The following is a 7,660-nucleotide window of genomic DNA, read 5'->3' as shown; positions in this document are numbered from 1 at the left end:
GCCGCCGGGCCATTGCGGGGCCGAGGCGCGCGGGTCGGAACGGGGAGCGGGGGATCTCGGCGGCGCCGAGCGGTGGGTACCGCTCGGAGGGGTCCGGCGCTGGGGGCGGCGCGGGGGTTCCTCGCCCGGCCAGCCGGGTTCGTCGTCTTCGCCCGGCCATTGGGCACGGCGAGGTGCATCAGGCTCCTGGCCTGGCCAGGAGCGATTGCGGTCGTCGTTCACGAATGGGCCTCCCAGACCGGCGCTTCGGGGGACGCCGCTCTGTGCTCAACTGCGTTTTCGATACCTGTCACTGACCCGCTGTCCTCTGCGACCGGGTCCGTGGCCGGGTGGTGCCCGGATCTCCCGTACCGAGGACGTAGGACCGCACCAGGTGGTTCCAGTGACAGCTCCGGCAGACCTCGACCTCGTAGACGGTGAACTCGGCGAAGTGCCCGTCCATCCGTACCAGCTCGTCCGGCGTCTTGGCGGATCCGGCGACGTGCTTGAGCTCCTCGCCGTACACCCAGGACACCAGGGTCAGTTCCTCCCGGTGACAGACCGGGCAGTCCTGTTCACCTGGTCGTCCGTGGAATTTCGCGGCCCGCAGGAGGTACGGACCCGCGTCGCAGACGTCGTATGTGCCGACCCGTCCGGAGTGGACGCCCTTGAGCAGCGCGCGCCGCTGTAAGGCGTAGTCCACGACCTGCCGCTGGTTTCGCACGCCAACAGAGTACGGGCTCTTGCTGTGTGGTCCACGCCCCGTTCTCGGCGGAACGGTGGGTATGCGGTCGGACACGCCGACAATTCGATAACTGTCCGGTGAATTTAGTCCGGTTCCGAAGCGCTCGATCGGGGTTAGCTACACCACTTCGATGTATCGGCGCGATATAGTGGGCCGGTAGGTTGACCGAGCCGGTCACGGTGGCCAACGTGACCGGTCGCGGTTTGTTCCCGGAAGGGGGTGCGATGTGCTCGAGCTCGCGATCTTGGGGCTGCTGCACGAGACCCCCATGCACGGTTACGTCCTGCGCAAACGTTTGCATGAGACGCTCGGGATGTTCCGGACGTTCTCGTACGGCTCGCTGTACCCGACACTGCGTCGGCTGCTTCGTGCCGGTTACCTCGTCGAGGAGCTCGAAGAGGTGGAAGACCGGGCATGGGCACGCCGGGGCAAGCGCGTGTACAAGCTCACCGCCGAGGGCAAGGAACGGTTCGCCGAACTACTCGGCGACGCCGGCCCGCAGACCTGGGACGACGAAGGCTTCGGCGTCCACCTGGCGTTCTTTTCGAGGACACCGGCCGACGTCAGGATGCGAATCCTGGAAGGCAGGCGTCGTCGGGTCGAGGAGCGTCGAGAAGGACTTCGGACGGCGATGGCGCGGGCCGAGGAGAAGATCGACCGCTACACCCGTGAGCTGCACCGGCTCGGGCTGGAGTCCAGTGAGCGGGAGGTGCGCTGGCTCAACGAGCTCATCGCGCACGAACAGGCCGAGCAGCGCGGACCGGAGACCTGAGGCGCTCTCCGTGCCCGCTGTGGATTACCTACAACTGTTGGACTAATGAAGGAGAAACCGGCATGGGCGAGAACCGCCGCGTTCGGGTGGCCATCGTGGGCGTCGGCAACTGTGCTGCCTCGCTGGTCCAGGGCGTTCAGTACTACCGCGACGCAGATCCCGGCACCCGCGTGCCCGGTTTGATGCACGTCGTGTTCGGCGAGTACCACGTCCGCGACATCGAGTTCGTGGCCGCGTTCGACGTGGACGCCAAGAAGGTCAGCCGCGATCTGTCCGAGGCGATCTTCGCGAGCGAGAACAACACCATCAAGATCGCCGACGTGCCGCCGCTCGGCGTCACCGTGCAGCGCGGTCACACCTACGACGGACTCGGCCGGTTCTACCGCGAGACCATCGAGGAGTCCGACGAGACTCCGGTCGACGTCGTCGCGGCGCTGCGCGAGGCCGAGGTCGACGTGCTCGTCTCCTACCTGCCGGTGGGTTCCGAAGAGGCCGACAAGTTCTACGCGCAGGCGTGCATCGACGCCGGTGTGGCGTTCGTCAACGCGCTGCCGGTGTTCATCGCCTCCGACCCCGAGTGGGCGGAGAAGTTCCGCGCGGCCGGCGTGCCGATCGTCGGTGACGACATCAAGTCCCAGGTCGGCGCCACCATCACGCACCGCGTGCTGGCGAAGCTGTTCGAGGACCGCGGCGTCCAGCTCGACCGGACGATGCAGCTCAACGTGGGCGGGAACATGGACTTCCTGAACATGAAGGAGCTGGAGCGGCTCGAGTCGAAGAAGATCTCGAAGACCCAGTCGGTCACCTCGCAGGTCGACCGCGAGCTCGGCAAGGGCAACGTCCACATCGGACCGTCCGACTACGTGCAGTGGCTCGACGACCGCAAGTGGGCCTACGTCCGGCTCGAGGGCCGCGCGTTCGGCGACGTGCCGCTGAACCTGGAGTACAAGCTCGAGGTGTGGGACTCGCCGAACTCGGCGGGCATCATCATCGACGCCGTGCGCGCCGCGAAGATCGCGAAGGACCGCGGCATCGGCGGCCCGATCCTGTCGGCTTCTTCGTACTTCATGAAGTCGCCGCCGGAGCAGTACGACGACGCGACCGCGCGCGACGAGGTGGAGAAGTTCATCGCCGGCGAGGCGTGACCCTCCAGTAGCGCGCTATGAAGGGGCCTTTCATCGCAAAATTTGCGATGAAAGGCCCCTTCATAGCACTCGCGTAAGCCGGGTCAGGCCTCGGGAAGCGCCGCCGGCAGATCCGTGATCGACCCGACCACCGTCGTCCGCGCCAGCACCGCCGGATCCGGCGGGAAGTGCGGGTTCGGCACCGCGTACACCGTCATCCCCGCCGCCAGCGCCGCGAGCAGCCCGTTCGTCGTGTCCTCCACGGCCGCGCAGTTCTTCGGCTCCGCGCCCAGCAGCTCGGCCGCCTTCAGATAGACGTCGGGCGCCGGTTTCCCCGCGCCGACCTGCTCCGAGGACACCGCCGTCGGCACCGGCAGCCGCGTGATGTCCAGGAAGGCCTTGATCAGCAGCGGCGGCGACGAGCTCGCGATCGCCACCGGCCAGTGCTTCGCGACCTCGCGCACGACGTCCGGACCGCCCGGGATGATCGGCGGTTTCTCCGCGTATCGCCGCGCCATCCGCTCGATGACCACCTGTGCGACGTCCGCCGGCCGAAGCTGGACGCCCAGATCGTGGGCCAGGTAGGCGGCCCATTCCGGGGTGCTCATCCCCTGCATCGCCCTGGTCGACTCGTCCCGCCAGGTGCCGTGGAACTCGTCGACGACCGCCCGGCGGACCTCGTCCCACGTCGTTTCCGAATCCACCAGGACACCGTCGAGATCGAAGATCACCGCTTCCACACCCTCAACCCTAGGCGCTGGCATCCTGTGCGGCAGATTACTTAGCCATGCTCAGTAATTTTAGTTAGCATGGCTAAGTGACCACGAAAGTCGCCGACCTCGCACATCGGCTCCGCCCGCTGGTGTTCCGGCTGTACTACCTCGTACGCCGGGAGACCCCGCAGGTGCAGCTCACCCTCACGCAGGGGTCGGTGCTGTCGGAACTGCTGAACGGCGGCCCGCGCCGGATGAGCACGCTCGCCGACCTCGAACGGGTCCGGATGCCGACGATGACCGACGTCGTACGCCGTCTCGAACGGCTCGGCCTGGTCAGCCGCCGTCCCGACCCCGCCGACGGCCGCGCCGTGCTCGTCGAGGTCACCGAGGTGGGGCAGCGCTTCCATCGCCAGTTGATCGTCGCCAGGGAGGAATTCCTCCGCGAGCGGCTCCTCGAACTGGACGAGCACGACCGCGCCGCGATCGAAGCCGCGCTCCCCGCTCTCACCAGGTTGCTGCGGCAGGAAATTCAAGAAGACAAGAAGGAGGAACTGATCCGCGATGAGCGCTGAGTCCCACTCGAGCCTGTTGGACGCTCTCAAAGGACAGCCCAAACAGGTATGGATCACCGCGTTCGCCGCGGTCATCGCGTTCATGGGCATCGGGCTGGTCGACCCGATCCTGTTGTCGATCGCCGAGGGCCTGCACGCGACGCCGTCCGAAGTGACCCTGCTGTTCTCCTCCTACCTGGGTGTCCAGGTGGTGGCCATGCTCTTCACCGGCGCCATGAGTGCCCGCTTCGGCGCCAAACGCACGGTGATCACCGGTCTGTCGCTGATCGTGCTGGCCACCGCGCTCTGCGCCGCCGCGGGCTCGATCGAGCAGCTCGTCGGGTTGCGCGCGGTCTGGGGCCTGGGCAACGCCTTCTTCATCGCGACCGCGCTGTCGGTGATCGTCGGCGCCGCCGCGGGCGGGCAGTCCGGCGCGATCCTGCTCTACGAAGCCGCGCTCGGGGTCGGCCTCGCGGTCGGCCCGCTGCTGGGCGCCCTGCTCGGCAGCATCTCCTGGCGCGGCCCGTTCTTCGGCACGGCCCTGCTGATGGCCGGCGCGCTGGTGCTCTGCGCGGTCTTCCTCCGCAAGGACGCCCACGAGGACCGGCCACGTATCCGCCTGCTCGATCCGATCCGCGCCCTCAAGCACACCGGTCTCCTGCGCACTTCGATCGGTTCCGCCCTCTACACCGCGGCGTTCTTCGCCGTCCTCGCCTGGTCGCCGTTCGTGCTGGAGTGGAGCGCGGTCGCGGTCGGCCTGGTGTTCTGCGGCTGGGGTCTGTGCGTGGCGGTGGCCGGTGTGGTCCTCGCCCCGCGGCTCGCGGCGAAGTTCGGCGAACGGCACGCGACCGTGCTGGCGGTGCTCGCCTACGCCGTGCTGCTCGCGGTGATGCTGGTGCCGAGCAAGCCCGTTCTGGTGGCCGCGATCATCGCCTCGGGTCTGGTGTCCGGCCTGCTCAACACGCTGTTCACCGGGATGGCGATGTCCATCAGCGACGCTCCCCGCCCGGTCGCCAGCGCGGGCTACAACTTCCTCCGCTGGATGGGCGGCGCGGTGGCCGCCACCCTGGTCGGCCACGTGGCCGAGTGGTTCGGCTCGCCGCACGCGCCGTTCCTGGTGGCCGCCGTGCTCTGCGTGCTCGCCGGTGGACTGCTGGCCGCGCGCCGCACCAAGCCGGACGTGTACCGGGTGCCCGAGGAGGCCGCGCTCGTCGGCGAAGAGTTCTGATCTGTACGGAAAGTGAACAATGGGCCAACGGGGGGTTTCCTCCCGTTGGTCCCTTGCCTTAGCGTCGACCTCCCGAACTGCCTGACCGGAGGTCCGCGTGAAGTTCCTTCCGTTGCTGGCCGGCCACTCACCAAGCCGGGCGTCAGTGACCTGTACCTATCGCTGTGGTGACGCGTGCTTCCACGACGCGCCGAACACTTCGGACAACCCCACCTTCGCCGACGTGCTCGGCGCGGTGAGCCGTCGTGGCGCGCTCAAGGCGACCGCCGTCGTCGCACTCGCCGCCGGCACGCCACTCGCTCTGGCGGCACCCGCGTCCGCCGCACCCGCCGGACGCCCGAAACCGCCACCCGGCACCGACTACAAACGCGTCCAGCCGAACACGCTCGACGCCGTCGTGGTGCCCGAAGGCTACGAACAGGGCATCGTGATCCGCTGGGGTGACGCGGTGCTGCCGGGCGCGCCGGAGTTCGACTTCGACCACCAGACCGCCGCGGCGCAGGCGAAGCAGTTCGGCTACAACTGCGACTTCGCCGCGCTGCTGCCGCTCGATCGCTGGGGGCTTTCCTCGCTCCTGGTGACGAACCACGAGTACACCTCGGAAGAGTTCATGTTCCGCGGCTACGACCGGGACAACCCCACCGAGGAACAGGTCAAGATCGCGTGGGCCGCGCACGGCCTCACCGTCGTCCAGGTGTCGCGCGGACGCGACACCGGGCACCTGCGGCCCAAGATGTCCCGCTACAACCGGCGGATCACGCTGCACACCCCGTTCAAGGTGACCGGCCCAGCAGCGGGCAGCGACTTGCTCAAGACCGCCGCCGACCCGACCGGCACGGTGGTGCTGGGCACGATGAACAACTGCGCGGGCGGAGTCACGCCCTGGGGCACGATCCTGTCCGGCGAAGAGAACATCAACCAGTACTTCGGGAACGCGGAAACGGTGACCGATCCCGTGGCACGCAAGCGGTACGCGCGCTACGGCATCAAGGGCACCGCGACCACCCGGAAATGGGAGCGGTTCGACGCGCGCTGGGACATCGCCAGGGAAGCGAACGAGGCCCACCGGTTCGGCTGGGTGATCGAACTGGATCCGAACGATCCGGACAGCACCCCGGTCAAGCACACGCATCTCGGCCGGTTCAAACACGAGACGGCGAACATCCGCGTCGCCAAGGACGGCCGCGTGGTCGCCTACTCCGGTGACGACGAGCGTTTCGAGTACATCTACAAGTTCATCTCCAAGGGCCGCATGAAGCCGGGCGACAGCGCGCATGCCCGGCGGCACAACATGACCCTGCTCGACGACGGCACGCTGTACGTCGGCCGGTTCACCGGCGACAGCCCGGCCGCCGAGATCGACGGCACCGGGAAACTGCCGAGCGACGGCGAATTCGACGGCAGCGGCGAATGGATCCCGCTCGCCTCCGGCAAGAAGTCCTTTGTGGACGGAATGACCGCCGAAGAGGTCTACGTCTTCACTCGCGAGGCGGCCGACCGCGTCGGCGCGACCAAGATGGACCGCCCCGAAGACATCCAGGCGCATCCGCGCACCGGCCGGATCTACTGCGCGCTCAGCAACAACGTCGAACGCGGAAACCCCGGCAAGGAAGGCGCCACCGAGCCCAACCCGCGGCTGAACAACAAGCACGGTCAGGTGCTGGAGTTCGAGGAACGACGCGGGGACGCGCTGGCGCTGACGTTCAGCTGGCGGCTGTTCCTGGTGTGCGGTGATCCGTCGTCGCCGGACACCTATTTCGCCGGGTTCCCCAAGGACCAGGTCTCGCCGATCTCCAGCCCGGACAACGTCGCCTTCGACAAACACGGCAACCTGTGGATCTCCACCGACTCGGCGGGCGCGCTCGGCATCAACGACGGCCTGTACTCGGTTCCGTTGGAAGGCCGGAATCGCGGAGAGCTGAAGCTCTTCCTCACCGTGCCCCGCGGCGCGGAGACCTGCGGTCCGATCGTCGAAGAGAAAATCGTCACGGTCTGTGTCCAGCATCCGGGTGAAGTGGACGGGGCGAATGCCGACAAACCGGCCTCCCATTGGCCCGACGGCGGCGAAAACCAGCCCCGCCCGTCGGTGGTGGCGGTCTGGAAACCCGGCAGGCACGGCCTGTCGGACATCGGTTCTTAGTCGACAAGCAACGATCTAGCAGTACTTTTCGTCGATGGCGCGCCGCCGGTCCGGCAGCGCGCCATCGCTCGTTCGCGCGCTGTTCATCTTGTGGTCAGGACCGGCTCTTTTTGGTCGCTTAACGTCACGGCGTTCCCCCGACTGGACTACGTGAACCCACCGCGACCATGGAGGCCCTGTGTCCTTCGAGCCTCAGCGGCTCCTGCCGTTGATCACCTCCCACCCCGGTGGCCGCTCCGCGGTCACCTGCGAGTACCGCTGCGGCAACGCGTGCGCCCACCCCGAGCCCAACACGTCGGACAACGAGTACTTCGGCGACGTCGTCAAGAACATGCTGTCCCGCCGTGGCGCGCTGAAGGCGAGCGCCGTGATGGCGGCGGCCGCCGGTGGCTTCGCCGCGCTGTC

Annotated in this window: 8 protein-coding genes; 6 read left to right on the top strand and 2 right to left on the bottom strand. The window is 67.7% G+C overall.

Annotated features, from left to right (window positions below; translation table 11 throughout):
• Positions 1–289: 289 nt before the first annotated feature.
• Positions 290–703: a DUF5318 domain-containing protein gene (locus CFP71_RS16750; protein WP_093934784.1), complete on the bottom strand. Its 414-nt coding sequence runs from the start codon at positions 701–703 to the stop codon at positions 290–292.
• 247 nt (positions 704–950) lie between these two features.
• On the opposite strand from CFP71_RS16750, the gene CFP71_RS16745 reads away from it, so the two are divergent.
• Together CFP71_RS16745 and CFP71_RS16740 are read left to right on the top strand one after the other, a co-directional pair.
• Entirely contained in the window at positions 951–1,496 is a 546-nt protein-coding gene (locus tag CFP71_RS16745; RefSeq protein WP_005168208.1) for a PadR family transcriptional regulator, read from the top strand.
• Between the two features lie 62 nt (positions 1,497–1,558).
• The gene (locus CFP71_RS16740) at positions 1,559–2,641 is read left to right on the top strand and encodes an inositol-3-phosphate synthase (protein ID WP_093934783.1); all 1,083 of its coding nucleotides are present in this window, start codon (positions 1,559–1,561) and stop codon (positions 2,639–2,641) included.
• A gap of 83 nt (positions 2,642–2,724) precedes the next feature.
• Here CFP71_RS16740 and CFP71_RS16735 read toward each other — a convergent pair whose 3' ends face one another.
• Positions 2,725–3,360, bottom strand: a complete 636-nt coding sequence (locus tag CFP71_RS16735) for an HAD family hydrolase (protein ID WP_093934782.1) — start codon at positions 3,358–3,360, stop codon at positions 2,725–2,727.
• A 77-nt stretch (positions 3,361–3,437) separates the two neighbouring features.
• Between CFP71_RS16735 and CFP71_RS16730 the strand changes: the two genes are divergently transcribed.
• The 4 genes from CFP71_RS16730 to CFP71_RS16715 all read left to right on the top strand — a co-directional run.
• Positions 3,438–3,908 carry a MarR family winged helix-turn-helix transcriptional regulator gene (locus tag CFP71_RS16730; RefSeq protein WP_093934781.1) on the top strand — a complete coding sequence of 157 codons (471 nt, stop codon included), beginning with the start codon at positions 3,438–3,440 and terminating at the stop codon, positions 3,906–3,908.
• Positions 3,898–5,115, top strand: coding sequence for an MFS transporter (locus CFP71_RS16725; protein WP_039920039.1), 1,218 nt, complete (start codon positions 3,898–3,900; stop codon positions 5,113–5,115). The genes CFP71_RS16730 and CFP71_RS16725 overlap by 11 nt, the downstream gene beginning before the upstream one ends.
• Before the next feature lie 97 nt (positions 5,116–5,212).
• Positions 5,213–7,255, top strand: a complete 2,043-nt coding sequence (locus CFP71_RS16720) for a PhoX family protein (RefSeq protein WP_093934780.1) — start codon at positions 5,213–5,215, stop codon at positions 7,253–7,255.
• A 178-nt stretch (positions 7,256–7,433) separates the two neighbouring features.
• Positions 7,434–7,660, top strand: a 227-nt coding sequence (locus CFP71_RS16715) for a twin-arginine translocation signal domain-containing protein (protein WP_143267104.1), incomplete at its 3' end; no start/stop codon positions are given.

Source organism: Amycolatopsis thailandensis (assembly GCF_002234405.1).
In the GTDB taxonomy this organism is placed as follows: domain Bacteria; phylum Actinomycetota; class Actinomycetes; order Mycobacteriales; family Pseudonocardiaceae; genus Amycolatopsis; species Amycolatopsis thailandensis.
The sequence above is the reverse complement of the archived record's forward strand: the minus strand, read 5'-3'. Positions and strand labels throughout refer to the sequence as shown.

What these genes read in the sequence shown, in the direction of transcription:
- CFP71_RS16740 (WP_093934783.1), top strand. Translation starts at nt 1,559, where the DNA reads ATGGGCGAGAACCGCCGCGTTCGGGTGGCCATCGTGGGCGTCGGCAAC.
- CFP71_RS16725 (WP_039920039.1), top strand. Translation starts at nt 3,898, where the DNA reads ATGAGCGCTGAGTCCCACTCGAGCCTGTTGGACGCTCTCAAAGGACAG.